This is a genomic window from Tumebacillus flagellatus (assembly GCF_000714935.1).
GTDB classification, from domain to species: domain Bacteria; phylum Bacillota; class Bacilli; order Tumebacillales; family Tumebacillaceae; genus Tumebacillus; species Tumebacillus flagellatus.
In genome coordinates this window covers 1-26,734 of sequence record NZ_JMIR01000039.1, presented here as the reverse complement: position 1 = coordinate 26,734, position 26,734 = coordinate 1, and the positions used below count along the sequence as shown (strand labels likewise).

Annotated in this window: 28 protein-coding genes; 5 read left to right on the top strand and 23 right to left on the bottom strand. The window is 57.9% G+C overall.

Going from position 1 to position 26,734, the window contains the following annotated elements; translation table 11 throughout:
• Positions 1 to 27: 27 nt before the first annotated feature.
• From selB to EL26_RS20180, 4 genes are all read right to left on the bottom strand, one after another.
• The gene (gene selB, locus EL26_RS20195; RefSeq protein WP_052036627.1) at positions 28 to 1,920 is read right to left on the bottom strand and encodes a selenocysteine-specific translation elongation factor; all 1,893 of its coding nucleotides are present in this window, start codon (positions 1,918 to 1,920) and stop codon (positions 28 to 30) included.
• Positions 1,917 to 2,861 carry a thioredoxin-disulfide reductase gene (trxB, locus tag EL26_RS20190; protein WP_038093401.1) on the bottom strand — a complete coding sequence of 315 codons (945 nt, stop codon included), beginning with the start codon at positions 2,859 to 2,861 and terminating at the stop codon, positions 1,917 to 1,919. The genes selB and trxB overlap by 4 nt, the downstream gene beginning before the upstream one ends.
• A 126-nt stretch (positions 2,862 to 2,987) precedes the next feature.
• Positions 2,988 to 4,697 (bottom strand): tetratricopeptide repeat protein, encoded by a 1,710-nt coding sequence (locus tag EL26_RS20185; RefSeq protein ID WP_052036626.1) that lies wholly within the window; start codon positions 4,695 to 4,697, stop codon positions 2,988 to 2,990.
• A 48-nt stretch (positions 4,698 to 4,745) separates the two neighbouring features.
• The gene (locus EL26_RS20180) at positions 4,746 to 5,729 is read right to left on the bottom strand and encodes a ribose-phosphate diphosphokinase (protein ID WP_038093398.1); all 984 of its coding nucleotides are present in this window, start codon (positions 5,727 to 5,729) and stop codon (positions 4,746 to 4,748) included.
• 124 nt (positions 5,730 to 5,853) lie between these two features.
• On the opposite strand from EL26_RS20180, the gene EL26_RS20175 reads away from it, so the two are divergent.
• The 3 genes from EL26_RS20175 to EL26_RS20165 all read left to right on the top strand — a co-directional run bounded on the left by EL26_RS20175 (position 5,854) and on the right by EL26_RS20165 (position 7,935).
• Positions 5,854 to 6,279 carry a rubrerythrin family protein gene (locus EL26_RS20175; RefSeq protein WP_038093395.1) on the top strand — a complete coding sequence of 142 codons (426 nt, stop codon included), beginning with the start codon at positions 5,854 to 5,856 and terminating at the stop codon, positions 6,277 to 6,279.
• Positions 6,280 to 6,376: 97 nt separating this feature from the next.
• Complete coding sequence (locus tag EL26_RS20170) at positions 6,377 to 6,964, top strand: DUF3501 family protein (RefSeq protein WP_038093390.1); 588 nt, start codon at positions 6,377 to 6,379, stop codon at positions 6,962 to 6,964.
• 107 nt (positions 6,965 to 7,071) lie between these two features.
• Positions 7,072 to 7,935 (top strand): hypothetical protein, encoded by an 864-nt coding sequence (locus EL26_RS20165; RefSeq protein WP_152559347.1) that lies wholly within the window; start codon positions 7,072 to 7,074, stop codon positions 7,933 to 7,935.
• A gap of 174 nt (positions 7,936 to 8,109) precedes the next feature.
• Here EL26_RS20165 and EL26_RS20160 read toward each other — a convergent pair whose 3' ends face one another.
• Positions 8,110 to 8,901, bottom strand: coding sequence for a histidinol-phosphatase HisJ family protein (locus EL26_RS20160; RefSeq protein WP_338010868.1), 792 nt, complete (start codon positions 8,899 to 8,901; stop codon positions 8,110 to 8,112).
• Positions 8,902 to 9,068: 167 nt separating this feature from the next.
• On the opposite strand from EL26_RS20160, the gene EL26_RS20155 reads away from it, so the two are divergent.
• Positions 9,069 to 9,362 (top strand): SAV0927 family protein, encoded by a 294-nt coding sequence (locus EL26_RS20155; RefSeq protein WP_038093385.1) that lies wholly within the window; start codon positions 9,069 to 9,071, stop codon positions 9,360 to 9,362.
• Positions 9,363 to 9,394: 32 nt separating this feature from the next.
• On the opposite strand, the gene EL26_RS20150 is transcribed toward EL26_RS20155, so the two are convergent.
• From EL26_RS20150 to EL26_RS20135, 4 genes are all read right to left on the bottom strand, one after another.
• Positions 9,395 to 9,676: a hypothetical protein gene (locus EL26_RS20150; RefSeq protein ID WP_038093383.1), complete on the bottom strand. Its 282-nt coding sequence runs from the start codon at positions 9,674 to 9,676 to the stop codon at positions 9,395 to 9,397.
• Positions 9,677 to 9,724: 48 nt separating this feature from the next.
• Entirely contained in the window at positions 9,725 to 10,906 is a 1,182-nt protein-coding gene (locus tag EL26_RS20145) for a glycosyltransferase family 39 protein (RefSeq protein ID WP_038093380.1), read from the bottom strand.
• Positions 10,907 to 11,164: 258 nt separating this feature from the next.
• The gene (locus EL26_RS20140) at positions 11,165 to 11,818 is read right to left on the bottom strand and encodes a FusB/FusC family EF-G-binding protein (RefSeq protein ID WP_052036625.1); all 654 of its coding nucleotides are present in this window, start codon (positions 11,816 to 11,818) and stop codon (positions 11,165 to 11,167) included.
• Positions 11,819 to 11,984: 166 nt separating this feature from the next.
• Complete coding sequence (locus EL26_RS20135) at positions 11,985 to 12,881, bottom strand: LysR family transcriptional regulator (RefSeq protein ID WP_038093374.1); 897 nt, start codon at positions 12,879 to 12,881, stop codon at positions 11,985 to 11,987.
• Positions 12,882 to 12,990: 109 nt separating this feature from the next.
• On the opposite strand from EL26_RS20135, the gene EL26_RS20130 reads away from it, so the two are divergent.
• A complete protein-coding gene (locus EL26_RS20130) occupies positions 12,991 to 13,794 on the top strand; it encodes an alpha/beta fold hydrolase (RefSeq protein WP_038093371.1) in 804 nt (267 codons plus the stop codon).
• A gap of 64 nt (positions 13,795 to 13,858) precedes the next feature.
• Here the strand turns inward: EL26_RS20130 and hisIE are convergent, their stop codons facing one another.
• The 14 genes from hisIE to EL26_RS20060 form a co-directional block, all read right to left on the bottom strand.
• On the bottom strand, positions 13,859 to 14,521 hold the full coding sequence (gene hisIE / locus EL26_RS20125) for a bifunctional phosphoribosyl-AMP cyclohydrolase/phosphoribosyl-ATP diphosphatase HisIE (RefSeq protein WP_038093369.1): 663 nt from the start codon (positions 14,519 to 14,521) through the stop codon (positions 13,859 to 13,861).
• Positions 14,518 to 15,282 carry an imidazole glycerol phosphate synthase subunit HisF gene (hisF, locus tag EL26_RS20120; protein ID WP_038093365.1) on the bottom strand — a complete coding sequence of 255 codons (765 nt, stop codon included), beginning with the start codon at positions 15,280 to 15,282 and terminating at the stop codon, positions 14,518 to 14,520. The genes hisIE and hisF overlap by 4 nt, the downstream gene beginning before the upstream one ends.
• Before the next feature lies 1 nt (position 15,283).
• Positions 15,284 to 16,123 (bottom strand): 1-(5-phosphoribosyl)-5-[(5-phosphoribosylamino)methylideneamino]imidazole-4-carboxamide isomerase, encoded by an 840-nt coding sequence (hisA, locus tag EL26_RS20115; RefSeq protein WP_081857359.1) that lies wholly within the window; start codon positions 16,121 to 16,123, stop codon positions 15,284 to 15,286.
• The gene (hisH, locus tag EL26_RS20110) at positions 16,120 to 16,740 is read right to left on the bottom strand and encodes an imidazole glycerol phosphate synthase subunit HisH (protein ID WP_038093364.1); all 621 of its coding nucleotides are present in this window, start codon (positions 16,738 to 16,740) and stop codon (positions 16,120 to 16,122) included. Before hisH ends, hisA begins: the two co-directional genes overlap by 4 nt.
• A 3-nt stretch (positions 16,741 to 16,743) precedes the next feature.
• A complete protein-coding gene (gene hisB, locus EL26_RS20105; RefSeq protein WP_038093362.1) occupies positions 16,744 to 17,334 on the bottom strand; it encodes an imidazoleglycerol-phosphate dehydratase HisB in 591 nt (196 codons plus the stop codon).
• Positions 17,331 to 18,617, bottom strand: coding sequence for a histidinol dehydrogenase (hisD, locus tag EL26_RS20100; RefSeq protein ID WP_038093467.1), 1,287 nt, complete (start codon positions 18,615 to 18,617; stop codon positions 17,331 to 17,333). Before hisD ends, hisB begins: the two co-directional genes overlap by 4 nt.
• Positions 18,617 to 19,264 carry an ATP phosphoribosyltransferase gene (hisG, locus tag EL26_RS20095; RefSeq protein WP_038093360.1) on the bottom strand — a complete coding sequence of 216 codons (648 nt, stop codon included), beginning with the start codon at positions 19,262 to 19,264 and terminating at the stop codon, positions 18,617 to 18,619. Before hisG ends, hisD begins: the two co-directional genes overlap by 1 nt.
• 20 nt (positions 19,265 to 19,284) lie before the next feature.
• Positions 19,285 to 20,526 carry an ATP phosphoribosyltransferase regulatory subunit gene (gene hisZ / locus EL26_RS20090; RefSeq protein ID WP_052036624.1) on the bottom strand — a complete coding sequence of 414 codons (1,242 nt, stop codon included), beginning with the start codon at positions 20,524 to 20,526 and terminating at the stop codon, positions 19,285 to 19,287.
• A gap of 388 nt (positions 20,527 to 20,914) precedes the next feature.
• The gene (locus EL26_RS20085) at positions 20,915 to 21,730 is read right to left on the bottom strand and encodes a zinc ribbon domain-containing protein (RefSeq protein WP_038093358.1); all 816 of its coding nucleotides are present in this window, start codon (positions 21,728 to 21,730) and stop codon (positions 20,915 to 20,917) included.
• Positions 21,731 to 21,761: 31 nt separating this feature from the next.
• Complete coding sequence (locus tag EL26_RS20080) at positions 21,762 to 22,901, bottom strand: protein kinase domain-containing protein (RefSeq protein WP_052036623.1); 1,140 nt, start codon at positions 22,899 to 22,901, stop codon at positions 21,762 to 21,764.
• Between the two features lie 13 nt (positions 22,902 to 22,914).
• On the bottom strand, positions 22,915 to 23,400 hold the full coding sequence (locus EL26_RS24155; RefSeq protein ID WP_052036622.1) for an FHA domain-containing protein: 486 nt from the start codon (positions 23,398 to 23,400) through the stop codon (positions 22,915 to 22,917).
• 11 nt (positions 23,401 to 23,411) lie between these two features.
• Positions 23,412 to 24,269 carry a PP2C family protein-serine/threonine phosphatase gene (locus EL26_RS20070; RefSeq protein ID WP_052036621.1) on the bottom strand — a complete coding sequence of 286 codons (858 nt, stop codon included), beginning with the start codon at positions 24,267 to 24,269 and terminating at the stop codon, positions 23,412 to 23,414.
• A gap of 13 nt (positions 24,270 to 24,282) precedes the next feature.
• A complete protein-coding gene (locus EL26_RS20065; protein ID WP_038093355.1) occupies positions 24,283 to 25,353 on the bottom strand; it encodes a M48 family metallopeptidase in 1,071 nt (356 codons plus the stop codon).
• Between the two features lie 489 nt (positions 25,354 to 25,842).
• A partial coding sequence (locus EL26_RS20060) for a copper amine oxidase N-terminal domain-containing protein (protein ID WP_038093351.1) occupies positions 25,843 to 26,734 on the bottom strand: 892 nt, incomplete at its 5' end.

The following is a 26,734-nucleotide window of genomic DNA, read 5'->3' as shown; positions in this document are numbered from 1 at the left end:
GCACTCTCTTTCGCGAGAGTGCCTTTTTTATACGATCATGCGCTTGTCTTCCACGCGCTTGCTGAATTTGATTTCGTCGAGGTACTCCAAGATCAGCACGGCAAACTTGCGCGACGTGCCGACCCAGTCGCGGAAGTCGGCGACGGAGTACGCGCCTGTCTCGTTAAACTTCTCGCGCAAAATCGACTTCGCAAGCTCCAGAAACTCGCTGTGCAGATACACGCCCGCGCTCACTTCGATGAGCGTCCCGCGCTCTTTCAGGTAGTGCAGGAGGCCGAGGAGCGTTTTTTCCAACGCTTTGGTTTGCGTGCGCACGTCCTCGACGGACGGCGGTTGAAAACGCCCATCGCGGTAGAGGGTTTCGATGTTCTGCAACAGCTCGCGGTCGCGGATCGTGAACGGCACTTCGTACCCGCGAATGCCCAGCTTGTCGCGGTGCACTTCAAACCTGGCAAGCCCCGCGCCGGAGCCGAGCAGCGCGTCCAACAGCTTCGGCTTCATTCCAAGTTGGGACAGCACCTGCGCTTTCGGCACGGTGAAGTGGTACTTCTCCTTGGCAAAGTGCGCCCGCATCCGCTCTTCGATCTCGTCGAACACGCGCATCGACCAATCTCCCGCGACATAGCCGCCCGCAATCGGGACGACGTCACCGTTTGGAATCATCTGCTCCAAGCACTTCTGCAGAGCGTCTTCCGTCAAGTTGACTTTCGCCGCCAACTCGCGCATGCCGATCCCCGGCTCATCGTTCAGCGTTTGCAGTATCAACTGCTCCGGCCCGCCCTGTTCGCGCAGCAAGAGGTCTTCCAGCACGTACTCTCGACGGCGGCGGTGCTCCCGTATCGGAGCCGGGTCGATCACCGTCCCGCCGCCGATCGTCAGCATCGGCGAATACGAGCGTACGATGAAGCGGTCTTGCGGCGCACAGACGACCGGACTTTCCAGTGCGATTTGCACCAGCGCGTCTTCGCCCGGCAGCAACTCGTCGCGCTCCAAAATCGAAACCCGACCCAACACTTCACTCGCCCCGATGTAAAAACGGATCCGCGTCGAATGGGCCAAATTTCTCGGCGAATCGGCAAGCAGGTGCAACCGGACGTCGAGCAAGCGCGTCGCCCGATACACGCCCGGTTTGGCGACGACCATCCCCCGTTCGAGGTCGGAGCGCTCCACGCCGGCGAGATTGAGCGCCGCCCGCTGGCCGGCTTGGGCGCGCTCGACCGTTTGGCCGTGCACTTGAATCGTGCGCACGCGGGCGGGCAAGCCCTGCGGCAGCACTTCCACGACTTCGCCCGTCTCCAGGCTTCCGGCAAATACGGTTCCCGTGACGACCGTCCCGAATCCCGGCACGGAAAACACGCGATCCACCGGCACCCGCAGCGGCGCCGTGACTTCGCGCGGCTTCACTTCCGAAGCCAATTGCCCGATCAAATCGCGCAGCTCGGCAATCCCCTCGCCGGTGTACGCCGAAACCGCCCGCATCGGTGCACCGGCGAGAAACGTGTCCGCCAAGCCCTCGCGAACTTCTTCCTGCACCATGTCCAGCCAGTCGCGCTCCACGGTGTCCGCTTTCGTCAGCACGATGATGCCCTTCTGGACGTGAAGCATCTCCAAGATGTGCAGATGCTCCACCGTCTGCGGCATGATGCCTTCGCCCGCATCGATAACCAGCATGATCAAATCGATGCCGCCCGCGCCGGCCAGCATGTTGCGGATAAACCGCTCGTGCCCCGGAACGTCAATCACCCCGAGGCTTTTGCCGTCGGGGAGAGTGAAGGGGGCAAACCCAATGTCGATCGTGATGCCCCGTTCCTTTTCTTCCTTATGAATGTCGGTGTCAATTCCGGTCAGCGCTTTGACCAACGACGTTTTGCCGTGATCGATGTGTCCCGCTGTGCCCAGAATGATGAAATCCTCCGTCACTCGCCATCCTCCGTCCACATTTCTACATAGTGACCCGCATAGAACGCCGCAATCGCGCCGTCCCCCGTCGCCGTGACCACTTGACGCAACACGGTGTCGCGCACGTCGCCCGCCGCGAAGACGCCCGGAATCTTGGTCGCCATCTTGGCATTGGTCGGGATGTAGCCGGACTCGTCGAGCAAGTTTTCCGCTCCGGTCAAGAAATCGGTGTTCGGCTTCATGCCGACGTAGATGAACACGCCGTCACACGGATATTCCGAAGTCTCGCCCGTTTTCACGTTCTTCATAAGCACTTTCTCCACTTTGTTCTCACCGGCGATCTCTTCGACGACGGTGTCCCAGATGAAGGAGATCTTCTCGTTGGCGAACGCGCGGTCTTGCAGGATCTTCTGCGCTCGCAGTTGGTCGCGGCGGTGGATGATCGTGACTTTCGACGCGTGGCGGGTCAGGTAGATGCCTTCCTCTACAGCAGAGTCGCCGCCGCCGATGACGACCAGTTCCTTGCCGCGGAAGAACGCGCCGTCGCAGGTGGCGCAGTACGACACGCCGCGCCCGCGCAGTTCGTCCTCGCCCGGAACGCCCAGTTTCTTCGGTTCCGCGCCCGGCGTGAGCACGATGGTTTTGGTGAGATACTCGCCGCGCGATGTGATGACTTTCTTCATCTTGCCTTCGATGTTTTCGATGCGCTCGACTTCTGCTGTGATCATTTCGCAACCGAAGTCGGTCGCTTGCTTGTGCATGATCATCGCAAGGCTCGGGCCGTCGATCGACTCCACGCCCGGAAAGTTTTCGATCAAGTGCGTGGTCGAAGCTTGGCCGCCCGGCATGCCGCGCTCGATCATCGCCACTTTCAAGTTGGCGCGACCTGCGTATAATCCTGCCGTCATCCCCGCCGGACCGCCGCCGACGATCAGCACGTCATACAGTTGTTGTTCGCTCATTTGATATGAGACCTCCTATATAAAACCGAAATCCTATGGTTTGTAGTATGAGAAAAAAGGGCGAAGAGATACTCTCTCTCGCCCTTTCAGTATAACGGGATTCAATTTTACGTGATGTGACGATTGCTACAAATCTGTCGGCTCTGCCAACATACGGGAAATCTTCGAGACCGAGCCTGCCGTCACGCCGTAGCGCGCCGCCACTTCGGTGTATGTCGCTTTGATTCCCTGCCGGCGCAGCACGGTGTACTCCAGTGCGGCCGACCACGCCTGCGTCTTGCCGATGCGCGGCGGCGCCGTGAACGTCCGGTGCAGAAATTGCGTCCAGACGTCGCGGGCGAGCAGGCACGCTTCGTCGCCGTAGACGGAACTCATCTGCGAGACGGCAGTGTCGAGCACTTCCTGCCACTCCGGACGCAAGGTCAGCAAATCATCCTGCGGCATCGATTGCACGCGCCAGAGGTGTTCTTCCTGCTCCAGATGCACGTGGAACGGTCCCTCCGCGCCCATGTGGCGCAACACATAGAGCGCGTGCCGCTTCAATTGGTCGCTCTCGGCGGGGTTTTTGACGAACTCGCGCAGGGCGTGCTCGACTTCCTTATCCGCAATCAACGCAAACGCTTGGATAACTTGGCGTTTCGTCTCACCGTCTCCGTGGCGCAACGCCCAGAACAGCGAAGAGCGCACCATCGGATCGGTGTGCCACGCGCCGAGTTGCCCGCTTTGCAGTTGCACTTTCATCTGCTTGAACTGCTCTTGGAACGGAATGTGGTATTGATAGGAAATCGGTTGTGCCAGACGGCCGGTGCGCTCGGCGTCATGGACGCGGGCGAGGAAGAAATCGGCGACCTTGGGGTCTTCGTCGAGGTTTTTGATCTCTTCCCAGATCCGTTCTGCTTTTTGATAGAAGCCCAGATTCGCCGCCGCCGCCGCCACGCAGTGCAACAACTGCGGATCTTGGCGGTCGCTCCAGCGCAAGAGCTGGCGGAACAGGCGGTACGCCGCGGAGTGTTCGCCGAGAATCCCCATCGTCGTCGCCAGTTTGTACGTATGGTCGAAGTACAGCGGGTAGAGTTTGCGCAGGCATTCCAAGATGTCTTGCAGCGCTTCTTTCTTGCCGAGATGTTGGTAGAACACGGCGAGGTTGCACAGCGCGTGCACGTTGCTCTGGTCGAGTTCCAACACTTCGATGGCGACGTCGATCGCTTTCTCCAACTCGCCTAAATAGTAGTACGCAAGCGACAAATTGTTGCGCGGCGCGGTGTTATCCGGATGCTCGGCGATCGCCTGCTCCAAATATTCCGACGCCTCCATGAACTTGCCTTCCTCCAGCAGTTGGCGGGCGGTGTCGTGGTCGCGCTGTTCCGCTTCTTTGCGTTCGGCGCGCTCGTGCAGGACTTTGCCGCCGCCGAACTCTTGGACGAGAATTTGAAGCATCTCTTCGGCGTCCGATGCAAATTCCCCCTGCGGCTCGGCATCGAGGTAGCGTGCCGCATACTCTTCCGCGAGGTCATACTGGCCCAAGTTGGCGTAGTTGTTTGCCATATAGAAGAAACATTCGACCATGTCCGGGTCGATGTCGCTGAGGATCTTCAAGAGGATTTGGTTGGACTGTTCAAATTCGCCCAACTCGGAGAGAATACCCGCGAGATTGCAGTGGTTGACCGGGTTATCCGGCTCCAACTCCGAGGCCTTGCGAAAGTTCTTCAGTGCGTTTTTGAGGTCATGTCGATCCAAGTAATGAACGGCCCGTTCAAAATAGAACGTGGCATCCACCTGAAACGGGATCACGTTGTTTCGTCCGGTGCTTACCTGTTGGCTCTTCGGTTGGTCCACTTGCGGTCACCTCCTTGGGTCTCAGTATACCATAACGGTCAGGGGGTGTCATGATTCGCCATTTTCACACCCTTGATACGAAGATTCGGCAAACAGCATCGACATCGAGCGGTTGTGATGGATCCGATTGATCGCTTCGGCAAACAGCGGAGCCGCGGAGAGCACCGTCAACTTCGGCGCGTGCAGTTTTTGGATCGGGAACGTGTCGGTCACGATCACTTCTTGAATCGCCGGATGCTGGATGCGCTGGGGCGCCGGGTCGGAGAAGATCGCGTGCGTCGCGCACAGCAGCACTTCCGGACGCGCGCCGTGTTCGACCAAACTCTCGATGACTTTGATGATCGTGCCGCCGGTGTCGATCATGTCTTCTATTATTATGGGCACTTTGCCCTCGACCTCGCCGATGACGTGCGTGATTTCCGCTTCGTTGTGCTTGGGGCGGCGTTTGTTCATCAGCGCAACCGGCAAGTCGAGGTAGGTCGCCAGCCGTTCGGCGGTTTTGGCGCGCCCGGCGTCCGGCGAAATCACGATGGCGTTGCTGAGGTCCTTCGTTCGTAAGTAATCGGCGATCAAGTCGAGCGCCGTCATGTGGTCGACCGGTATGTTAAAAAAACCCTGAATCGCCGCCGCGTGCAAGTCCATCGTGATCACGCGTTGTGCGCCGACAGTGGTGAGCACGTCCGCCACCATCTTTGCGGTGATCGGTTCGCGCGGCGAATCTTGCTTTTCTTGGCGTGCATAGCCGTAGTAGGGAAGGATGACATTAATCATGCCGGCTGAGGAGCGCTTGAGCGCGTCGATCATCACCATCAACTCGACGAAGTTTTCGTTGACCGGATGGCAAAAAGACTGGATGACATAGACGTCCGCCCCGCGAACGCTTTCTTTGATGTTCACGTAGATTTCGCCGCTGGTGAAACGGGAGATCATCACTTCACCGAGCGGAAGTCCCAAGAGACGGCAGACATCCTCGGCGAGCACCGGGTTGGACGAGCCGGAAAAAATCTTCACATCGTCGCGCAAACGCTTCATGTCGAGCAGTCATCCCCTTTTTTTGTCGAAATGTGATAGAGGTTACATACTGAACGGTCGATGTTGAGTTAGTCTAAGTTTAGACTTATTACACACGTTCACAAACCAAGGAGGAGAAACAATCATGGCAAACGTAAAAGGCACCAAAACCGCAGACAACTTGAAAGCAGCATTCGCAGGTGAATCCCAAGCAAACCGTCGTTACCTGTACTTCGCTGAGCAAGCGGACACCGAAGGTCTCGAAGAGATCGCTTCCCTGTTCCGCAACATCGCAAACGGTGAAACCAAGCACGCATTCGGTCACTTCGACGCGCTGCGCAACAACGGCGAGGGCGACCCGGCAACCGGTCTTCCGGTGAACACCGCGAAAGAAATGCTCGCTTCCGCGATCGCAGGCGAAACCTACGAATACACCGAAATGTACCCGGGCTTCGCGGCAACCGCTCGTGAGGAAGGCTTTGCAGAAATCGGCGAGTGGATGGAAGTCATGGCGAAAGCAGAACGCGTTCACGCGCAACGCTTCCAAAAACTGCTCGACTCCCTCGAATAGTTTTTGATTCCCTTTTTTACCCTGCTTCAAAAACGACTGTCCTGTACATCATACGTGCGGGACAGTCGATTCATATCGCAACGGAGGTGGATTTTTCATGGCAACCGCAATCACCCGCAGCGACCTGGTGGCGCTTTCGACGTACCGCCAAGGCCGTGATGAGTATCTGCAGAAGATGATCCAGTACAAAAAGTCGCGCCGACTGAAGCTGGGCCAAGACATTTCTCTCTTGTTTGAAAACCGTCAGACGGTGTTGTTCCAGATTCAAGAACTCGCGCACAGCGAAGACCTGACCGATCCGAAAGAACTCGACGAGTACATCGACATCTACTCCGGCATGCTCCCGGGCGACGATGAGCTGTCGGCCACCCTGTTCATCGAGCGCGACAACCAAGAGGAGCTGTCGAAACTGTTGGCGAACCTCAAGGGCATTGAGCAGCACTTGTTCTTGCAAGTGGGCGATGAGAAGTTGAAAGCGGTGTTCGAAGAAGAGCACGACGACCGCGAGTTCACGACCAGCGTGCACTACCTCAAGTTCCCGTTGACGGGCACGGCGAAAGCGTACCTGACCAACGGCTCCTACGAGCACGAGACGGTCCGCGTGATCCTCGATCACCCGAACCTGCAAGTCACGACCCCGCTCGACGCCGACCACGTCGCGTCGCTTGCCAAGGATCTGGCTTAACTTCATACGCAAGATGAACAGTCCACTCCGGTTGCAGGAAGTGGACTTTTTTTCTAGACATGTTCCCCTCCGTTCAAGCCACACTAGTTCACAGGGGGTGAGCATGTATGACACTAATCATTGTTGCGTTGGCGATTCTTGCTGTGATCTTCTTTGCAGGGTTCTACTTTGCACGTCGAAACCGGATGGCAGCTGGAGAGGGTCGTATGCGCCCGACGACGACCCGTGCGACGGCGTACGGCTCTGAAGTGGGGACGATCGGCGAGCGTGAACAAGAACGTGAACAACAAACGCCCGCTCCGATCCGCATGCGCCAACAAGATGGCACGCTGAACAACGACAATGTCGAAATCGGCTCCATCGGCGACTTCAAGCAAGGCCTGATGAGTCAGTACGGTTTGGCTCCGAAACAACAGGGCTTCGCGTCCTCGCAAGTCCAACAGCAAGCCCGTCGAGACGCCCAGCAAGCGTTCTCTTCCGAAGTCGGCACCATCGGCCAAGCGGGTCAACAACAGCAAAGCCAGCAATCCGGCTCGCAGGCGTCTGCCGGTCAGCAAGGCCAGCAAGCTCAAGGCGGCGCGTTTGCTTCCTCACAAGTCCAGCAGCAGATGCGCAGCGACGCGCAACAGGCGTTCAGCGCGGAAGTCGGCTCCCTCGACGGCTCGCAAGCGTCGGCCGGACAGAACAGCCAAAACCCGACCCGGACCGCTCACCAAAGTCAGAACCAAATCGGCGCGGTGCATCCGACGGGCAGCGCCGACATGCAGAAGTTTACGGTGGAAGCAGGAGACATCGGCTCGGTTGAGCAACTCAGCTTGATCGACGGTCAAGGCAACACCCTGCTCCCGAACATCATCCCGGGCACCAACGGGATGGGGTACTTCCCGCCTCAGGCGGCTGACGCGGAAGTCGGCATGATCGGCGAGTCGCAAGGCCAGTCCCAAAAGAAGAACCGAAACAAAACTCGCTGAGTCCCGCAGCACGTCAAGCAAACCTCCATGCACGAAAAAACACCCCTGCCCATCCGGGCGGGGGTGTCTCCACATACATCCATCCTTCGGAGAAAACATGAGACGGTCAAGATCCCTCCTGCCGCCCCGATTGGACAGTCAGTCATGTCGTCCTTGGGTGCGCCAGTTCATTTTTTACAACTCGATCTCGTAGCGCTTACGCCCGGTGAACCCGTGGATTTGCGTATACCCCACGTGCTTCAACAACTCATACACCGTCGCAAACCCTTCCGCCACGAATCCCGGCTGGTGCGCGTCAGAACCAACGGTCAGCGGCACGTCATGCGACTTCATCATCTCCAGCACCCGTCTGCTCGGAAACTGCTCCGCGCACGGATAGCGCAGCCCCGACGCGTTCACTTCCACGCAAACGCCCGCGTCGCGCACGGCGACCACCGTTTGCTCCAACAGCTCGTCCACGCTCCGCTCCGGTTTCACGCCAAAGCGCTTGATCACGTCGAGATGACCGATGATGTCAAACAAACCGCTCTGCGCCGCCAACTGCACTTGGCGGTAGTACTCTGCGTACGTCTCGTACACATCGCGTCCTTCCCATCTCGCCAATTCCGCGCTGTTCGTATGATCCCAGTCGCCCAAGAAATGCACCGACCCGATCACATAATCAAACGGGTACTGCAAGAGCAACGCGCGCACCTGCTCGCCGTATCCTTCCACCCAATCGGCTTCCAGTCCAACCTTCACGTCAATCTGCCCTCTGTACTGCTTCTGCAACAGCAGCGCTTCCTCAACGTATCCCGGCAATTCCTCCATCCGCATCGCCGAGCCTTCCACATGCGGCACATGAAGCAATGGCTGGTGATCGCTCAATCCAATCTCCCGCAGCCCCTTGGCAATCGCCGCTTCAATATAGTCTTTCAACGCGCCGACCGCATGCCCGCAACGTTCATGATGCGTGTGATAATCCACAAACAACAACCCAAACTCCTCCTCTTCACTCCGGTAGCTAAGTAAAGTATACCACAAAGAATAGACAGAAAATTTACAAGTGGACGTACATAAAAAGGATGTTTTTTCCGTACTGTATGGTAGATGTCGCCGACATACATCAATCCTGAGAAAAGAGGTGGATGATCATGCCGCGTCATATTTACAACGAAAGCTACGAAGAGTGCCGTTCCCGTTTTGTCACCTTGGTGACCGATTACTGCCAGTATGATTTGGTGGTCAACTACACATCCCATTTCTATGGGAAGGCGTTGATCCTGCATGTGCAAACGAAGCGGTTCGGTGTGTTCGACATTCATGAAGTCCGCGATTTGCAACTGCTCTGCGACAAACTCGGCATCGCCAATCTGGAGGACGCGCAGATCGTCAGCGACTACCTCGAAGATGTCATGCCGACGGTGTACAAAACCCACGAGATCTAATTCATACGCCATATGAAAGCCCTTCCCTGGGATTAGGGAAGGGCTTTTGTGTTTCCATCGCCAAATTCATACATAAACCCCATCCGATACACCACATACTGCCGGATCATCTGGTCGCGAAACGAGCCGCTGTTCGCCTGCACGAACTTCTCCCAAAACTTGATGTCCCGCTCTTTCTCATCATCTTCAAACTCCCGAATCCGGCGCATCGGCCCGATCTCCGCTTCCACAAGCTTCTCCAGCCTCCGCAACTTCCGCTCGATCATTCTGGATTGCTCCGGGCTGTTTTGGCCATTCCCAGTCCCATTCGGCATCCCGCATCGCCCCCTTACCGCCAATATAGGCAAAAAAAGACCGCGTCGTCACCTTGCGACACGGTCTTTTTTGATAAGCGTTACGATCACGACCGCCCCCAGCACCATCAACAGCGGCACGCTGACGAACCCGTAGCGGGTCAGCGGCAAGAACACCAGTTGCAGCGCCGTCGGGATCACCACCAGCAAGATCAGCGGGCGAATCCGGACGTTCCTCAGATAGAGCAACAGCGACGCGAATCCAAAAAACACACTCATCGCATGGATCGGCTTCCAGAAATCAAAGTGCCCCCCGTGCGGCACTTCCCACAAGTTCAAATACAACTCGCGCAGTTTCCCCACGGTGAACCACGCCGCCCACGTCGCCGGATGCTGCGTGAAGCCCTCGCGGATCCGCTGCCACGCCAACGCTTGCTGGTCGACGCCCTGCAGGTTTTGAAACAACTTTTCCCCCTCCGTAAAGTAAGGGTCTGTTCCCGCGAGCAACGGATTGCCCGTCTGCGTCGCCAGCGCGACGAAGTGCCCGAGCGTCACCGTGTTGCGAATCCACCACGGCAACATCACGATCCCAAACGCCGCCAGATGCCAGATCGTCAACTGTATCGGCTTCTCGATGCGGCGCACCAACCCCCAGTAGATCAGCGGCATCACCGCGAGCGGCGCGACAGACGGGCGCACCAGCACCGCCAGCGCGAGCACCGCCCCCGCCGCGGCCGTCCACCAGCGGGATTCGCGGTCCATCGCGACCAAGAGCACGTAGGCATACGCCGTGAACAGAAAGATGTACAGCGTCTCCGTCAACACGAGCGTGGACGCCCAAATCGCCGTCGGATACAGCGCGTACGCCAACGCCGCCAACCCGCCCGCCAACGCGTTGCACACGCGGCGGCCGATCAGATACAACCCGAGCACCGTAAGCGTCGAGAGGAGGATCTGCGCCCCGTACACCCACATCAGCGGATCGTGCGCCGAATGCCCAAACACTTTGAAAAAAAACGCCAAGAACAACGGATACCCCGGCGTCACATACGCATCCGGTTGCCCGCCCCAGAAACTGTACGCCCCGGTGTTGACCAGCCGTTTGACCATCGCAACGTAATTCGCCGCATCGCCGGAGAGCGCCGGTTGTTCAAACACTTTCATGTAGTAGAGGCGCACCGCAAACGCCAGCGCCATGATCAGTGTCGCCCAGATCGTCTCCGCCCGCGTGACGGAGGCTTTTTTCCACATGCGACCGAACTCCTTCCGAGATTCTACTCTACGTTGTAGTCAGTTCCCTTACTTAGTATTCCATTTCGTTCCAATCAGCGCAATCAAATAAGGACGAAGGGCGGAATTCCCCCTCGTCCTTTGTTGCAATTTCTTGAACATGAACGGTGCTCGGCAGGATGCAGGTCTACGTTGTCCGCGGCCCTTGAGAAGCGACCCTGCATCCCGACAGCGACAGCCGTTCCCAGCGCCACCGGGATTGCGCGCTGTCGCCCTGCCTTATCGAGCGGTCGACAAGAACTTCTCCAACTCCGCCGGAGAGGTCATGAATTCGTTGCATTTGTGGCTGTCGAGGCAGATGTGATTGCCGAAGACTTTGTAGCCGTCTTGGATTTGGCGGTTTTTGACCTGTGTGGTCACCAGCGCAATCTCATCGCCGCCACAACTTCTGTTGCACCACGTGCAATGGAAACTGCGGTTTTTCGGTCCGTTCACGTAGTTGCATTCCGTGCCGACCCACTTGCCGTTCAAGCGGTAGACGACGTACAGCGACTTCGTGGCGATGTCCCGCCAACCGAGGTACGTCAGTTTGGAGAAGTCGATCGCCTGCAAATCCAGAAGGACCAGCTTTTTGACCTTGGGGAACAGCTTGCGAATCTCCGCTGCCGTGATTTCCGGGAAGGGGATGATGTACGGTTCGAGGCGCTTCAAGTAGGCTTTCAGTTCGTCCTTATCCCGCACTTTACCCGCTTCGGTCAGCAGATCCCGCTGTTCGGGCGTCTGCCAGGGGACCTCGTCGTACAAATTCTGCAAGGCGGTTGCCCTCGTCGCGTCCACCACCCGGTAGTCCCCGGCAAAGTTGAACGCTCCGATCAGCAGATTGACTTGCGAGCGGATCAGGTTGATATGATACGGGTGCAAAAAGTGTTCCATCGTCATACTCCTCCTGTTTTCTATTCAATTTTGAGGTTGATTAGAGACAGTAAGGGCGTATGATACGCATACACTTAGGCCCCCTTTAACGAGTGAGAGTGGTAAATATTCAATAAGTATAAGACATATCCCGTCATCCGTCAATTTCTGCCAATTGTAAATTCAACTACAAAGTCAGAAACTCCATGATCTCCAGCCAGGTCGGGGCGTGGACGTCGTTTTTTCGGTAAATTCCGTAGAGCGGGATGACGGGTTGCAGCGGCAACTCGATCACGACCAGTTCACCGCTCTCCACTTCCTCGGCGACTTTGGAGTACGGCAGGAACGCGATGCCGTGGTCTTGCTGAACCAGGCTCTTGGTCACGCCCCAGCCGTAGCACTCGATCTTGGAGCAAGGCGAGATGCCGAGTTCCGCCATCGTGCGCTTGGTCAGTTGGTCGATCTGCGTGATCGGGTCAAAAAAAGTATCCATCTCGGTCAGCATCAGCCACATCGCCCCCGAGAGCACGTCCGGGTTGGAGGTGAGGCCGTGCGCAAACCACTGGCTGCCCGCGGCGGTGACGAGGACGAACGGGTCTTCGTGGAGCAGGTGGTAGCCGAGGTTGGGGTTGTCGTCCTTGAGAAAGCGCACGCCGATGTCCGACTCGCCCTTCACGACGGAGACGCTCAATTGGTCGTCGTTGAGCAAGCGCAACTCAAAGCTCTCCACGTTGGAGAAGCGGCGTTGCAGCTCCATATACTTCGCGGAGAACGTCGTCCCGGCAAGCGTCGTCGACAACACCAACGTCACCTTGGAAAAAACGCCCTGTCTGCGTTCGAACGCGCGCTTCAACTGGTTGACGGAATCCAGCACGTCTTGGGCGTAAGGCACGAGGTCGCGCCCGGCGGCGGTGAGGAGGAGCGAGTTGCCGACTTTTTCGAACAGTTTGTTTTGCAGTTCTTCCTCTAAACGGCGGATGCGCCGGGAGATGCCCGGCTGGGTCAGGTACAGCGTTTTGGCCGCTTCGGTGAAAGAGCCGGTTTGTACGATTAAGAGAAACGTTTCGAGGTCTTTGATTTCCATAGTCATAATTATCAGTTATGGGTTCGGTAAAAGCAAGTGATTGGAAATTTTGGCGGCGGGGTTTTAGTATGAAGGTAGAACTTGGGAAACGACAAAGGAGGAACCACAGATGACAACCACAGTGGAAAAAGGCTTTGCGAAGAAGAGCGGCTTGTACTACGAGCGACTCGGTTCGGGAACTCCGATTCTGTTGATTCACGGAATGAATTTGGATACGCGGATGTGGGACGGAATTTTTGAGGATTTGGGGAACGACTTTCAAGTGATCCGCTTTGACCTGCGCGGGTTCGGTCAAAGCCCGGAGCAGAAAGAGCAGTACGCGATCTACGAAGACATCCGCGATCTGCTGGATGAGTTGGGGATTGAGAAGACGTACATCGTCGGACATTCGCTGGGCGGCGGGATTCAGTTGGAATTCGCCTGCGCGTATCCGGAGCGGGTGTTGGGGATGGTGCACGCGTACGGGGCTTTGTTGGGGACGCCGCGTTCGGAGATCAGTGTGAAAAACCATGAGAAGATGGTGGAGTTGGCGCAATCCGGCGATATGGACGCGTACATGGAGCATGACCTGTATTCGTTGCTCGACGGGTTGAACGCAGAGCCGGGACGCGTCGGCGGTACCGTGCGCGAACGCGTGCGGGAGATGCGGGCGCATGCGAACGGTTTGAACTTCGATTTCCGCTTGCTGAACGTACTGGAGCCGTTGCCGATCGCGCGTCTGGAAGAAATTCAAGCGCCGTTGCTGACGATCTACGGAAACTACGACGCTCCGGATTTTGAAACCATCTCCAACACCCTCGTCGAACGCATGCCGAACGCCAAGCAAGTGTTCCTCGAAGGGACTGGACACATGGGCCCGATGGAGAAACCGGTGGAGTTCGCGCAGTTGGTGCGGGGGTTTGTGGGGAAGTAAATCAGCAGAGATTCAGTAAAAAACACCGTGTCCATCCCCTGCGATGGTCACGGTGTTTTTTTCCTTACACCTGCTTGTTCTTGATGTCCTTTTTCGAGTGCCGTGCCTCCAGGAGCTTCAGCACCTCGTCGAACGACAGCTTCTGCTCTTGCAGCAGCACGAACAGGTGGTAGATCACATCCCCCACTTCGGCGGTCAGTTCTTCGCGGTCGCCTTTCATGGCGGCGATGACGACTTCGGTGGATTCTTCGCCTACTTTTTTGAGGATTTTTTCAAGACCTTTTTCAAAAAGGTAGGTGGTGTACGCTCCCTCCGGTCGCTCGGCGTCGCGCTGGGCGATCGTCGTCAGCAACTCGTCGAGGATCGCGTAGCGGTGCGGCGTGCGGGCCGCTTCGTCGCCGTACGCGTTTTCAAAAAAGCAACTGTACGACCCCGTGTGGCACGCCGCGCCCGTTTGGTTCACTTCCGCCAGAAGCGTGTCGCGGTCGCAATCATACGAGAGACGCACGACTTGCTGGAAGTGACCCGACGTCGCGCCCTTGTTCCAGAACTCTTGGCGCGAGCGCGACCAGAACCAAGTGGTGCCGGTCTCCAGCGTCTTCAAAATCGACTCGCGGTTCATGTACGCGAGCATCAGAACTTCGCGGCTCTGCACGTCTTGAACGACGCACGGGAGCAGTCCGTTATCGTCAAATTTCAGGGTTTCCACCCAAGTCGTATCGCTCATCGGATGCTCACCCCGCGTTCTCGGAGATAGTTTTTGACTTCGGTGACGGTCGTTTCTTTGAAATGGAAGATCGACGCGGCGAGCGCGGCGTCCGCTTTGCCTTGCTCGGAGAACACGTCGTAGAAGTGCGACTTCTCGCCCGCTCCGCCGGATGCGATCACCGGAATGCGCACCGATTCGGACACGCGGCGGGTGAAATCGAGGTCGAAGCCGTTTTTCTGACCGTCTTGGTCGAACGAGGTCAGGAGGATCTCGCCGGCTCCTCGCTCTTCGCACTCGCGCGCCCACTTGATCGCGGAGATGCCGGTGGAGACTTTGCCCGCGTTGATCATCACTTCCCAGTCTTGCATCTCGACGTTCCACTTGCCGTCGATGGCGACGACGATGCATTGGGAGCCGTACTTTTGGGCGCTTTCGGTGATGAGCTGCGGGGTTTTGACCGCAGCTGTATTCATGGAGACTTTGTCAGCGCCCGCCAAGAGCAGCTCGCGGATGTCGTCGACCGTTTTGACGCCGCCGCCGACGGTGAACGGGATGAACACTTGGTCGGCGGTGCGGCGCACGATGTCGAGCATCGTGGCGCGGCCTTCGTTCGTGGCCGTGATGTCGAGGAGGACGAGTTCGTCGGCGCCTTGCTCCTCGTAGATTTTTGCCAGCTCGACCGGGTCGCCCGCGTCCCGCTCGTTGGTGAGGAAGGAGACGTTTTTGACGACGCGGCCGTTTTTGATGTCAAAGCAAGGGATGATGCGTTTGGTTAGCACGTTACGCTCTCCCTTCTGTGGATACGGAAGCTGCGCTTCCTTGCGTTTCCTGAGGTGGGAGGCCCAGTGCCTCGTTGCCATCTTGAATTGCGTTGCTCGTTCCGAGCGCCGCATACACTTCACGAATTGCGTCACGCAACTCGATGTTGCCGTTGTAGATCGCTTTCCCGATGATCGAGCCGATCACGCCCTTGCCTCTGAACTTCGCCAGCTCCAGCAGGTCGTTCGTTTCTTTGATCCCGCCGGACGCGATCACGCCGAGGCCGGTTTTTTCCGCCATCTCCACAATCGCGGGGATGTTCGGGCCGGTCAGCGTGCCGTCGCGGGAGATGTCGGTGAAAATCACGCGGGTCGCCCCCGCGCCCTTCAACTCGCGGCCCAAGTCAATCGCCGTGATCGCCGACGTTTCCAGCCAGCCGTTCACCGCGACCATCCCGTCCTTCGCGTCAATCCCGATCGCGATCTTCTCGCCGTACTCTTTCAGCGCCGCCCGCACAAACTCCGGCTCGTTCACCGCCGCCGTGCCGAGAATCGCGCGCGCCACTCCCAGCGAGAACAGCGCTTCCAGCGTCTCGCCGTTGCGAATCCCGCCGCCGACCTGCACGGGAAGGCGAGTTGCCTTCACGATCGCTTCAATCACCGGACGGTTCTGCTGCGAACCTTCCTTCGCCCCGTCCAAATCCACGACGTGCAGGAATTTCGCGCCCGCTTCCTTGAACCGCACCGCCACAGACGCCGGATCGCTGTCGTACACGGTCATCTGGTCATAGTCGCCCTTAAACAGACGAACCGCTTGTCCGTTTCTCAAATCAATCGCCGGATACAGCAAAAACTCGCTCATGCCCGCACTCCTTCCCGTACCAGTTCCACAAAGTTGCCAAGCATCGTCAGTCCCACGCGGCTCGATTTCTCCGGATGGAACTGGATGCCGAACACATTGCCCTGCCCCACGATGCCCGGCACTTCGCCGTAGTAATCGGTCGTCGCCAACAACACGCCGCGATCCTTCGGCTCCACCACCAGCGAATGCACCCAGTACACGTAATCGCCCGCCTCGACACCTTGGAGCAACGGGCTCTCTTGATGCAAGGTCAGGTCGTTCCAGCCGATATGCGGGATTTTAAAATCCCCTTGGAAGCGGCGCACATGCCCCGCAATCAAATTCAAGCCTTCGTGGAAGCCGTGTTCCTCACTCGACGTGAACAACAACTGCATCCCCAAGCAAATTCCCAAAAAAGGCGTCCCCGCCGCCGCCACGTCCTGAATCGCGGCAACCAATCCTTGGGCACGCAAATTCTCCATCGCGTCGCCGAACGCGCCGACCCCCGGCAGAATCACGCCGTCCGCTTGGCGAACCGCAGCCGGATCTCCGGTGACGACGACGTCGGCGCCGAGGGACTGCAGCGCTTTTTCCACCGAGCGCAAGTTGCCCATGCCGTAGTCGATGATCGCGATCATGTCTTAGAGGACCCCCTTGGTCGAGAGCACCCCGCGCACGTTCGGATCGCGGAAGACCGCTTCGGAAAGCGCGCCGCCAAACGCTTTGAACACGCCCTCGATCATGTGGTGCGTGTTCGTGCCGTAATGCACGTTGATGTGCAACGTCACGCCGGCATTGCCAACGAACGCGCGGAAAAACTCCTCGACGAGCTCCGTGTTGAACGTGCCGACATACTCCTTTGGAAACTCCGCGTGGAACACGAGGAACGCGCGGCCGGAAATGTCCAGCGTGACTTGCGCCAGCGCTTCGTCCATCGGGGTGAAGCGGTTGCCGTAGCGCTTGATCCCGGCTTTGTCCCCGATCGCAAGCTTTACCGCTTGGCCCAAGCAGATCCCGATGTCTTCCACCGTGTGGTGGTCGTCGATGTCGATGTCGCCGCCCGCTTTGATGTTCAAATCAAACCCGCCGTGCTTGGCGAACAGATCGAGCATGTGACGCAAAAACGGAACCGGGATGTCCAGTTCGCGCCGCCCCTCTCCGTCGAGGTTCAGCGTCAGTTCGATTTGCGTTTCGGTGGTGTCGCGTTTGATCTCTCCGATGCGTGCAGTCATGACTGGTTGCGGCCTCCTTCTTTGTCCAAACGAATCCGAATCGCGTTGGCATGCGCTTGCAGACCTTCCGCTTCGGCTAAGGTGATGATTTTTTCTCCGTTTTCCAGCAGCGCCTGTTTGCCGTACTGGATGACAGAGGATTTTTTGACAAAATCGTCGACGTTGAGCGGCGAGGAAAACCTTGCCGTGCCCGACGTCGGCAACACGTGGTTCGGCCCGGCGAAGTAATCGCCGACCGGCTCCGAACTGTATCGTCCCACAAAAATCGCGCCCGCGTTCTCGATGCGTCCGAGAACCGACGTCGCGTCTTCGATCATCAGTTCCAAGTGCTCCGGCGCGATGCGGTTGGAGACGGCGATCGCTTCGTCGAGGTTCTCCGTGACCACGATGGAGCCGTAGTTGCGCAGCGACTCTTCCGCGATTTCGCGGCGCGGAAGTTTTTCCAACTGTTCCACGAGCGATTGGGCGACGCGGCAGGCGAGGTCGCCCGAAGGCGTCACGCAGATCGCCGCCGCCATCGGGTCGTGCTCCGCTTGAGACAGCATATCCGCCGCCACGTAGTCCGGGTCGGCACTGTCGTCGGCGATGACGAGAATTTCCGACGGCCCCGCGATCATGTCGATCGCCACTTGGCCGAATACCGCCTGCTTCGCGAGTGCCACGTAGATGTTGCCGGGGCCGACGATTTTATCGACGGCACCGATCGTTTCCGTGCCGTACGCCAGCGCCCCGACCGCTTGTGCGCCGCCGATGCGGTACGCTTCGGCGAGGCCCAGTTCCTTGATCGCGACGAGAACGCCGGGGTTGAGCTTGCCTTCGCGGTCCGGCGGCGTGACGAGCACGATCTCCGGCACACCCGCCACTTGCGCGGGAATGACGTTCATCAAAACGGACGACGGATACGCCGCGCGCCCGCCCGGCACGTAGACGCCGACGCGCTTGAGAGGTCGGATGATCTGGCCGAGGACGGAGCCCTGTTCGTCCGGAAGCATCCAGGACGGACGCTTCTGCGCTTCGTGGTAGCGGCGGATGTTTTGGATGGCCGCGCGCAGAGCTTCGAGGAATTCGTCGCCCACTTCCGCGTACGCTTGCTCAAACAGAGCTTCCGGAATGCGGAAGTCGTCGAGCTCCACCCCGTCAAAACGCGCCGTGTACGCGCGCACCGCCGCATCTCCCTGTGCTTGCACGCGGGCGAGGATTTCCTTGACGACGGCGCGTTCCGTTTCGTAGACGTCGGTCTCTTCCCGCTGCAGCGAGAAGTCCTTGGCTTGGATCACCTTGATCATTGAGCTGCCTCCTTTTGCTCGACCACGCCGCGCACGAGCGAGACAAATTCGTCGATCACGGTGCTCTTCAGTCGGAACGACGAGCGGTTCGCAACCAGGCGGGTCGAAATTTCCATGATGTCTTCTTGGACGACGAGGCCGTTTTCTTGGAGCGTGCGCCCGGTTTCCACCACGTCGACGATGCGCTCCGCCAGTCCGATCAGCGGCGCCAATTCAACCGACCCGTTCAAAAAAATCACTTCCACTTGCTGGCCGCGCCCTCGGAAATACTCCGTGGCGATGCGCGGGTATTTCGAAGCGATGCGCGGCATCGACGCGTGCGGAGCGGTGTTCGGGAGACCCGCCACCGACATCTTGCACGTGCCGATTCCCAAGTCGAGCAGTTCGTACAGATCGCGGTCCGCTTCGACGAGCACGTCCTTGCCGACGATGCCGAGGTCGGCGACGCCGTACTCCACATACGTCGGCACGTCGACCGGCTTTGCGAGGATGAAGTCAATTTCGCCGTTCGGCGTGCTCAAGATCAGTTTGCGCGTCGAGTCGATGTCTTCCGGCACCGGAATGCCCGCATCGCGCAGGATTTTCAAAGTTGAGTCCATGATCCGCCCCTTGGAGAGGGCGACGGTTAACCCTTGGATCGTCATCTAGTTGCGCCCCTTCCGCGTTAGATCGAAAACATATGGCTAAAGTCCGTGAACATCGCTTGGACGAGTTTGTCTCGGGTAAGCAGTTTGCCGTTTTGGAACACGATCGGCATGAAGTACGGCGCGCGCGCTTCGGCGGCTTTCTCCAGCGGGTCGTCGCAGCGCTGCGCCGTGACGATGAAGCCCTTGGAGCGCAAAAACACCGTGAAGCCGATCGTCGGATAGCGGTCGGCTTCGTCGTAGAACACGAGGAAGTGTTCCTTGGTCTTGCCGGGCAGTTCCTTCTCCAACACTTCGAGCACGCGCTCGACGCCGATCATGAAGCCGGTCGCCGCTGCCGGTCGTCCGAACTTGCCGAGCAGCTCGTCATAGCGTCCGCCGGAGCAGACCGGGAAACCGACGTTCGGAGCATAGCCTTCAAAGACCGCTCCCGAATAGTAGTGCTGCCCGAGCAGCAGGCCGAGGTCGAGTTGCAGGTAGTGCTCGACGTTGTGCAAGACGAGCACTTTCCAGATCGTCTCCAAGTTGTCGAGCGCGGCAAGCGCCGCTTGGTTTTGCGTCAACGTCCGCGCTTGTTTTAAAACTTCCACGCCGCCGCGCAGCCGCACGACGGTGAGCAACACGGTGCGGGACGTTTCTTCCGCAATTTCGGCGTTGACGATGCGCTCATACGACACGAAGTCTTTTTGGGAGAGGGCGACGGAGAGACGGGAGCGCACGCTCTCGTCGGCGATGTGCTCTTCGAACAGTCCCTTCAAATAAGCAACTTGCCCGATGGCGATGCGATAGCCGTTGACGCCCGCCGCCGTCAGCGCGTGGCAAGCCAGCGCCATCACTTCCGCGTCGGCATCCGGCGTTTCGTCGCCGATCAACTCCACGCCCGATTGCGTGAACTCGGCGTCGCGGCCGGCGTTGTTTTCCTGCTGGCGGAAAATCGAAGCGTTGTACGACAGACGGATCGGCAGCGGATGTTCCTTCAATAAGGAAGAAACAACGCGCGCGATCGGCGCGGTCATGTCCGGGCGCAAAACGACAGTCTTGCCGGAGCGCTCGATAAATTTGAACATCTGGTCTTCGTCGTCGCGATACGCCCCGTTCAAGAACGTCTCCGCATATTCAAACGTCGGGGTCGTGATCTCTTCAAAACCCCAACGGGTAAACACTTTGGCGATCTGCTTTTCCACTTCGCGCTTGCGAGCGGCCAGAGGAGGCAATACGTCGCGCACACCGCGCGGTTTTTCAAACAAAATCGGTTTCTGCATAGGTTTTTTCCGCTCCCGACGCTTTAGTCTGCTAATATACTAAAGGATTGCTATTGCTATCCTACCACGAGCATACCTGAACGGTCAACGAAAAGAAAACAGCCACGGCCCGATGTTGAGCCGTGACTGTTTTCGTAAGTTAGGAACACGAAACTGCGCTTCCCTCGTCAATCTTTCCCATTCGAGAAAGAGCCCCCCGGCAGACTCGGTGCCGCAACAGTTAATTAAAGACATCCACCACAAGTAGCGATGCTTATCTTTGGTGTTTGATTATTTATTTCTGCGTGCGCCGGGATTTTCCTTCTGCGTGGTTAGGAAATTCGCACTATTTTTACAGATTTTTGTAGATCAAAAGTAGGAATGATTCTACGACTTTTTGCCCGGTGATTTACTCGTACAACATCCCGAGAAACGCGTTGGAATCGTCGATCCAGATGATGATTCCCGCCGTGCCGTCGGTGATCGTGGTCGGCTCGACTTTCATGTACGTGCCTTCGCTGACGATTTGGATCGGGTAGGTGGAATCGCCCGTCGCTTTCCATGTGCCCATCTCATCCAGTTGCCCGGATTGCGAGAACGCAAACGATTTGTCCGCACCGATCGCAATCGCGCCGACCCATTCGCCCGGTTTGGTTTGGTAGACCATGTTCGTGGACAGGTCGAGTTTGGCCTCCGAGAGCACCCAGGTGTGGTAGAAGTAGTTCAAGTTGCTGACTTGAGTCGGTTTGTTGGCGACGTCGATTTTTTGGTTGGCGTTTTGCGGGGTCGGAATCGGCGTGGATTTGCCGGTGGTGGTGCCTGTGCCCGTGTTGGTGTTCGCGGGCGGCGTCGGCTGGGCGACCGGTTTGGACATTGATTTGTAGATCCAGAAGCCCCCTCCTGCCAGCACGAGCACCAGTGCGACGAGGCCGATGATCAGGGGCAGGGGACTTTTTTTCGGAGCGGGCGGGTAGTACGTTTGCGGTTGGTGCGCGTGATGTTGCGGCTGCGCATGCAAGTTGTTCGAGAGCGATGCAGTGACCGGCGTTCCGCATTGGATGCAGAATTTGTCGGACGGGTGCAGTTCGGCGTGGCAGTTCGGGCAGGCGCTGTGCACCGGCTGTGTGGCGGGTTGCACGCCACCTTGATTGAGCGGCGTTCCGCAGGCGATGCAGAATTTTGAATGGCTGTCGTTCTGGGTGTGGCACTTCGGGCAATTGGCCATCGAGGTTCCCCCTTGTGAGTAGGCGTAACTCTTACGCGTGCGGGACGTGCCCGCCGCACTCGCGGCAAAACCGAGTCTCTCTGCGGTTGGCGGTGCCGCAGTTCGGACAGAAAAGTTGCGAGAGGGAAGAGGGCGAAGCGGACGGGGTGTTTTTTTCCGAAGTGGAAGCGAAAGCGGCGATCAGTTGCGAGACGGCGTCGTCGCGGCGGCGGTGTTGGTGGAGCGATTTCTCCACGTCGGGCGCGAAGGCGAGGAGTCGGCGGCGCACGTCTTGGACGGACGGCGGGCGTTCTTGCGGCGAGACGGCGAGCATGCGGTGCACGAGCGCTTCCACGTCCGGCGTGACGCTCGGGTTCAGCGTACGGAGCGGCGGGAAGTCGAACGGCATCTCTTGCTGCGGGTCGCGGTTGGTGAGCAGGTGGTGCAGGGTGGCACCCAGCGCGTAGATGTCGGAGAGAGGCGAGACGAATCCCTTGAACTGCTCGGGCGCGGCGTATCCCTGTGTGCCGATCTTGGTGCCCGCCTGCGCGCCGTGCGTGGATTTCGCGATCCCGAAGTCGACGAGTTTCAAGCGGCCCTCCGCGGTCAGCAAGATGTTCGCCGGCTTGAGGTCGCGGTGGATGATCGGCGGCTCCAACCCGTGCAGGTATTCGAGGACGTGGATCAGCGAGCAGAGGATTTCCAGCACGAGATCTTGCGGCAACGGTGTGCCGTAGAGTTCCGCGTGCTTCTCGACGGTCTTCTGCAAGTCGAGCCCCCTGATGTGCTCCATGACGAGGTAATATCGATGGTTGAACAAAAAACGATCATACACCTGCGGGATGCCCGGATGGTTCAACTGCGCCAGTGTATCCGCTTCGGCGAGGAAGCGTCTGTGCGCGTACTGCTCTTCCGTCTCGTTGTTGAAAAAAGCGATCATCTCTTTGACGACCACCGTCTTGGACGTGAACGTGCGGTCTAGGGCGAGGTACACATTCCCCATGCCGCCGCGCCCGAGTTGTTCGAGGATTTGATAACGGCCGCCCAGCACCGTTTGCATGGACAGGCGGCCGGACGTGGGAAGCGCAGGAGCAGGCGCGGGACTGACAGCGACGGCGGGCAACGTGCCTCCGCAAGACGCGCAGAAACGGGCGTTTTGCTTGTTCGGGGATTGGCAGCTTGGGCAAAACATAAGAACTCCTCCCCTAGCGCAGTTCGAACGTGACGGTCACGGTGGCAAATTGGATGCGGTCGCCCGGCTGCAAGAGCGCTTCCTCTTGCTGGGCGAGGCGTTTCCCGTTGAGGGTCGTGCCGTTGCGGCTGCCGAGGTCTTGGAGCACGTACTCGCCGAAGCGCGCTTGGATTTCGGCATGCTGGCGGGACGTGTGGAATTTCGGGTCAAACGGCGTCAAGTCGAGGTCGATGCGGCGCTGCGGCTCTTCCCTCCCGATGCGAAGCGCGCCTTCCAACGGGAGTTCCAGCGTCCGGCCGTCCGGCAGCAGGAGGGCTCCCGAGAGCAGCGGGCGGGTTTCAAATCGTTGGCTTTGCGGCGTCGAAGCGGGCGTGAGGCTGTCGACGGCGTGAACCTCGTGTGCCGCGCTGACCGGTTCCGCGCTTTCCACTCGCGCCCCGCATCCGTCGCAAAAAACGGCGTCTGTCATCAAGGACTGTCCGCAAGATGTGCAAAACATGGGCTGCCCTCCTAGTGGCTCGGAATGTGCCAGACCGGTTTTAAGTAGAGAATCGTGCAATTGTCATACCCGCCGTTGGCGTTGGCGAGACGACCCAAGCGCTCGACGGCCGATTGAGCGGCGGTTTCACTGAGGACGGCGCGGAGAATCTCACGGTCCTCCACCATGTCGACGAGGCCGTCGGAGCACAGCAACAGCTCTTCGCCCGGTTGCAGCGTGAACGTGAACACGTCCGGCGTCACGTCTTCCTTGAGGCCGACCATGTTGTAGATTTCGTTTTTTCGCGGGTGGGTGCGCGCTTCTTCGCGCGTAATGTGTCCGAGTTCGACGAGGCGGGAGACGAAGGAATGATCCCGCGTGACTTGGCGGATGGTGTGCTCCTCCGGCTTGATCAGATACAACCGGCTGTCCCCCGCGTGAAAAACATCCACATCCGGCCCCGTCAGCCGCACTCCGGTCAGCGTCGTGCCCGCTTGCTCGTCGGCTTGCTGGAACTGGAGGTAAAGCGTACGGTTGACCTGTTGGACGGCGCCGGTCACTGCCGTCAAGTCGACGGACGGCGGGAGCGCTTGCAGGAGCGGGAGCAGGCCTTCGATGGCGCCGGCGCTCGCTTTTTCCCCGACGTCGAGGCCGCCCATGCCGTCGCAGAGGATCGCGAGGCAACTGATTGGAACATGAGTGCCCGACTCTTGGCGGCAGTACCACGCGTCTTCGTTGTTGGCGCGCACCATGCCGTGATGACTCCAGATGCCGGTTTCCAGGCGGATCAGCGTCGGCGGGCGGTGTTGCCCTTCAGACGGTAACGGCGGCGCAAGGTCGGGATTGAGTTCGCGGGTGACGGGGGCTTTGTTTTTTTTACGTTTCCACATAGAGAGGCCTCGCTTATTTCAGTTTGGTGCCGCACTTGAAGCAGAACGCCGATTGGGTTTGATTCGCCGTGCCGCAGAAAGGGCAAAACGCTTTGGCGGCCGGGGTTGCCGGGGCTGTCGTTTGAGCGTGCGCGAATTGCGGAGCGGGCGCGGTGCGTGTTTGCGGGTGGAGTTGTTTTTCAGCTTGGGGGGCGTACTTGTCGACGACTTTGTCGAGCAGGTGCAGGGTGCCTTGGAGCGGTTCTTGGAGGATGGAGGTGCCGCCTTCGCCGAGCCGGGTTTTGATCGCTTGGTACTCGCCGGTGCGGTAGTAGTGCGCGAGGGCGCGGATGCGGTAGACGGGCAGCGGGTGCGTGCGTTGGAGATCGTTGAGGAGGTTCCAGCGGTCTTTCGAGGCTTCGTCCATCTGGCGGAAAAATTCCTTGAGATTCATCTGCTGGAGCATTTCGCGGCCGATCATCAGCTTGAGTTGCGCGGTGACGGCGGAGTAGATTTCGCCGCACGCGATGAGACCTGCGCGGTCGGCGGAGTATTCGTTTACTCGCGACATGAACAGCACGGCGAAGTTCAGCACCCAGCGCAGAGACGCGAGAAACGGGTTGTTGAAGCCGGTGCTGGCGATGATGCGGTAGACGCTGTGGTTGCCCTTGATGTGACCGAGTTCGTGGCCGATGACGAATTGCAGTTCCTTGGGGGTGAGGGCTTGAATGATCGCGGTGGTGAGCACGACTTCATGGCGCGATCCGAAGCCGAGCGCGTGGGCGTTGATCTCCGGGCTTTGGTTGACGTAGAGGTGGGGCATCGGCAGGTCGAGGCGTTTCGCCGCTTCCACGGTGAGCGCGTAGATTTCCGGGAACTGGTTCGGCCCGACCTTCACGTAGTTCGCCAAACCCCCGCGCAGGGTGAGATAGATGGTAAAAAACACCCCCAGCAATCCGACCAGCAAACTGAGCGCGACAATCCAGTTCACCCACAAGAGCAGTGCAAAACAAGCAAGTCCGACGACAAAATACGTGATGCGAACGGCAAATTCGTACCTGTGTCGATACTCGGCTGCATTCAAGGAGTAATTCGTGAATTGCATGGCCCGTTAACCTCCTTCATGTCGACAATGATTTCACGATAATGTATTGCCAAATTTCGAATCCTAGTACCTTGAACGGGCAAAACACCCTCACAAAATTGCTCATGCTGTCGAACATGAACAGAGTATGTAGAGGACAGGTTGTGCGTGAGATAAAAAAGACCCTGCCAGCGGCGGGTGAGTGCCGGGCAGAGTCTTTTTTTTGTGCGGTTCTTTAATGCGGGACACTGAATCACCCCATAATCGCCAGTATTCGGATTGCATTGCGCCTTTCCCTTCGTGCATTTAGGAACTCCCTGAATGATCCAACCAGTAGTTACATAGCGTATCCCCGTGGTTGCCACTGGGTCAGTTGTTATGAACTTGATGATACCCTGTTCAATCATTACGTTTACCTGTGCATTCGCTTGTGCGGGATACAGTAGAAGTAACGAAAGACAAAGAATCAGATATGCAAGGTAATTAAAAATACGTTTCATTAGAGATTCGTTACTCCATCGGATGAATCATAGAATTGTCGAACAAACTTGCTGTGTTATCTACAGCCAAATGCGGCCCCCAATTCCCCATAGTGGTCGTCCCCATAGAAATATCCGCATAACCGCTGTACCACTTTCCTTTTTGGAAAACACCAGATTGATACATGGGATCATAGAGTACTTTGCTGTCTTGATCAAAATTCAGAATCCGAAACTTTACTTTCATCCGAATGTTGTACCCCACCCAGTTATGATAGATGATAGAAGGTTCCGGTTCCACAGACCCTTCGATTTGAATGTGATTTGACTTTACCCAATCAACGTATTTCGTGAAGTCAGGTAAATATCTTCCCCCTGTATTGTTCGTGTCGTACAGTTGGTTCGCCCAAGAATAGTCGATTGTGCGATAATCCGCATTAAACACCAATTGATAGTGTTTTTTCAATTTATCCACCCAGAGGTCGATGTTGGATTTTTTGACCTCTGGAACCGTTGCAAAAACTTCTATGGGCACAACCACCCTCTCATTTGAAATCTGTAGATATGGCATCTCATACATCTCATTCGGCACGTCATTCAAGATGTACGGGAAATCGGCTGCGTTCTTTGGAAGATTGGTCTTGCGCACTTGTCTTCCCCACAGGTCACCTGAAGTCGGGGACGGCTGCGCGTCCGGGTTGTCTCCGGCACTTCCGTTAAATGAAAGGACCACCATGTTTTGCGCACCGTCCCACTTCACGTCAGCGCCTAACGTTTCACTGACAAAGCGCAAGGGTACAAAGACACGGTCATCCTTCATGACAGCTTTTGTATCCAACTTGACGGAGGCTCCGTCGATTGTCGCAGTGTCTTTCCCGATTCGCAGATTGATATCCTTGCCTTGCAAGTTGATTTCCACCATA

Bases quoted from the DNA above. Each gene is read 5' to 3' on its own strand.
- EL26_RS20170 (WP_038093390.1), top strand. From the start codon at position 6,377: ATGGCAACCGCAATCACCCGCAGCGACCTGGTGGCGCTTTCGACGTAC.
- EL26_RS20085 (WP_038093358.1), bottom strand. From the start codon at position 21,730: ATGGCCAATTGCCCGAAGTGCCACACCCAGAACGACAGCCATTCAAAA.
- EL26_RS20065 (WP_038093355.1), bottom strand. From the start codon at position 25,353: ATGCAATTCACGAATTACTCCTTGAATGCAGCCGAGTATCGACACAGG.
- EL26_RS24155 (WP_052036622.1), bottom strand. From the start codon at position 23,400: ATGTTTTGCACATCTTGCGGACAGTCCTTGATGACAGACGCCGTTTTT.
- hisB (WP_038093362.1), bottom strand. From the start codon at position 17,334: ATGACTGCACGCATCGGAGAGATCAAACGCGACACCACCGAAACGCAA.
- hisG (WP_038093360.1), bottom strand. From the start codon at position 19,264: ATGACGATCCAAGGGTTAACCGTCGCCCTCTCCAAGGGGCGGATCATG.
- hisZ (WP_052036624.1), bottom strand. From the start codon at position 20,526: ATGCAGAAACCGATTTTGTTTGAAAAACCGCGCGGTGTGCGCGACGTA.
- EL26_RS20145 (WP_038093380.1), bottom strand. From the start codon at position 10,906: ATGTGGAAAAAAGCCTCCGTCACGCGGGCGGAGACGATCTGGGCGACA.
- EL26_RS20175 (WP_038093395.1), top strand. From the start codon at position 5,854: ATGGCAAACGTAAAAGGCACCAAAACCGCAGACAACTTGAAAGCAGCA.
- trxB (WP_038093401.1), bottom strand. From the start codon at position 2,861: ATGAGCGAACAACAACTGTATGACGTGCTGATCGTCGGCGGCGGTCCG.
- EL26_RS20165 (WP_152559347.1), top strand. From the start codon at position 7,072: ATGACACTAATCATTGTTGCGTTGGCGATTCTTGCTGTGATCTTCTTT.
- EL26_RS20150 (WP_038093383.1), bottom strand. From the start codon at position 9,676: ATGCCGAATGGGACTGGGAATGGCCAAAACAGCCCGGAGCAATCCAGA.
- EL26_RS20070 (WP_052036621.1), bottom strand. From the start codon at position 24,269: ATGTGGAAACGTAAAAAAAACAAAGCCCCCGTCACCCGCGAACTCAAT.
- hisA (WP_081857359.1), bottom strand. From the start codon at position 16,123: ATGAGCGAGTTTTTGCTGTATCCGGCGATTGATTTGAGAAACGGACAA.
- EL26_RS20155 (WP_038093385.1), top strand. From the start codon at position 9,069: ATGCCGCGTCATATTTACAACGAAAGCTACGAAGAGTGCCGTTCCCGT.
- EL26_RS20180 (WP_038093398.1), bottom strand. From the start codon at position 5,729: ATGAAGCGTTTGCGCGACGATGTGAAGATTTTTTCCGGCTCGTCCAAC.
- EL26_RS20140 (WP_052036625.1), bottom strand. From the start codon at position 11,818: ATGGAACACTTTTTGCACCCGTATCATATCAACCTGATCCGCTCGCAA.
- hisH (WP_038093364.1), bottom strand. From the start codon at position 16,740: ATGATCGCGATCATCGACTACGGCATGGGCAACTTGCGCTCGGTGGAA.
- hisIE (WP_038093369.1), bottom strand. From the start codon at position 14,521: ATGAGCGATACGACTTGGGTGGAAACCCTGAAATTTGACGATAACGGA.
- EL26_RS20135 (WP_038093374.1), bottom strand. From the start codon at position 12,881: ATGGAAATCAAAGACCTCGAAACGTTTCTCTTAATCGTACAAACCGGC.
- EL26_RS20080 (WP_052036623.1), bottom strand. From the start codon at position 22,901: ATGTTTTGCCCAAGCTGCCAATCCCCGAACAAGCAAAACGCCCGTTTC.
- EL26_RS20130 (WP_038093371.1), top strand. From the start codon at position 12,991: ATGACAACCACAGTGGAAAAAGGCTTTGCGAAGAAGAGCGGCTTGTAC.